The organism is Hymenobacter agri (genome assembly GCF_054778495.1).
In genome coordinates this window covers 1-1480 of the sequence record NZ_BAAGZM010000833.1, presented here as the reverse complement: position 1 = coordinate 1480, position 1480 = coordinate 1, and the positions used below count along the sequence as shown (strand labels likewise).

Here is a 1480-nt window from a genome sequence, read left to right as displayed (position 1 = left end):
CGGCGCGCCCGGGGCCACCCCGATGCGCTCGATGCTCATGTTCAGGGCGTATTTCCACTGGCCGTCGGGCTGCTTGCGCCACAGCGTCACGTACTCGCCGGCGGCCTGGGCGCGGTCGTTTTGCAGCATCGTCCAAGGGCCGGTGGTGTAGGCCAGGTCGCCGGTCTGGGCCACGTCGGCCAGCAGCGGGTACCAGGTCAGGCGGGTGTTGGGCTTCACCGGGCGGGCGTTCCAGGCGGCCGATGCTTCCACCAGCTTACCATTTTCGACCACCAGAGCCGTGGGGGCGGCATTGGCCAGAAATGCTGTTTTCATCCCATTCTTCGTTGCCTGCTCGGCAAAAGAAGACTCGGCCGCCAATACAGCCTGGCGGGGCGTTTGAGCCGAAACCGCACCCGCAAGCAGAAGCGTAGCCAACGAGGCAAGAGTAAACTTTGTCTTCATAAGATGCAAAATCAACGAATGGATAGTACTAAGGTAGTCACTTCGGGATAATTATACTTTTCTTACCCCCTAAAAGTTCCGTTTTGGCCGGCGAATGGCAGCCGCCCACGGTTCGTGTTGCCGCCGCACTGCCGGGCGGCGCCTACTTTTGCGCGCATTCTTTATCGACGCCACCCCCTCATTGCCATCCCCCATGAACCTAGCCGACCTCACCGCCCGCGCCCGCCGCATTCGCCTCGTCCTCACCGATTGCGACGGCGTACTCACCGACGGCGGCGTGTACTACTCCGAGCGCGGCGAGGAGATGAAGCGCTTCAGCATCCGCGACGGCATGGGCGTGGAGCGCCTGCGGGCGCAGGGCATTAGCAGCGGGATTATGACGGGGGAAATTTCGCCCTCGGTGCGCACCCGCGCCGCCAAGCTCAAAATTGAGGAGCTGCACCTCGGCATCAAGGACAAGCCGGCCTGCCTGCGCGAGATTATGGCCCGCACCGGCCTGGCCGCTGAGGAAATTGCCTTCATCGGCGACGACACCAACGACGTGGAGATTCTGGGCATGGTGGGCTTTGCCGCCTGCCCCGGCGACGCCACCTCCTTCGCCCGCGCCGTGGCCGATTTCCATTGCCAGACGCCCGGCGGCCACGGCTGCTTCCGCGAGCTGGCCGAATTTATTATTACGGCGCAAAGCAACAACGCCTAAAAAAATTGCAAGGCGGAAAAATCGTCATACCGGGCATTAGCCCGCCTGACAATTTTTCCGCCTTGCGTTTATTCAAAGGGCCCTATTCGGGCAACAGTCCCTGGCGGGCGGCCAGCTTGATGAGGGCGGCCGTGTTGCGGGTTTGGGTCTTGTCCATGATGTTTTGCCGATGGGTTTCGACCGTGCGCTTGCTGGTGAAGAGGCGCTCGGCGATTTCGGCATTAGTGAGGCCGTCGGCCACCAGGGCCAGCACCTCCATTTCACGCTTGCTCAGGCCCAGAGCGGCGCGGGCCACGTCGCCCTGGGCCGGGCTGCCCGCGTAGAGGCGCGCCAGCA

The 1480-nt window shown here is 63.0% G+C and carries 3 protein-coding genes; 1 reads left to right on the top strand and 2 read right to left on the bottom strand.

The features are described from left to right. Positions 1–315, bottom strand: a 315-nt coding sequence (locus tag ACYVDE_RS22625; RefSeq protein ID WP_460503797.1) for a Cif family virulence factor, incomplete at its 3' end; no start/stop codon positions are given. 322 nt (positions 316–637) lie between these two features. Here ACYVDE_RS22625 and ACYVDE_RS22620 point away from each other — a divergent pair. After that, positions 638–1144: a KdsC family phosphatase gene (locus ACYVDE_RS22620; RefSeq protein WP_460503796.1), complete on the top strand. Its 507-nt coding sequence runs from the start codon at positions 638–640 to the stop codon at positions 1142–1144. An 82-nt stretch (positions 1145–1226) separates the two neighbouring features. Here ACYVDE_RS22620 and ACYVDE_RS22615 read toward each other — a convergent pair. Then, on the bottom strand, positions 1227–1480 hold a 254-nt coding region (locus ACYVDE_RS22615), incomplete at its 5' end, for a helix-turn-helix domain-containing protein (RefSeq protein WP_460503795.1).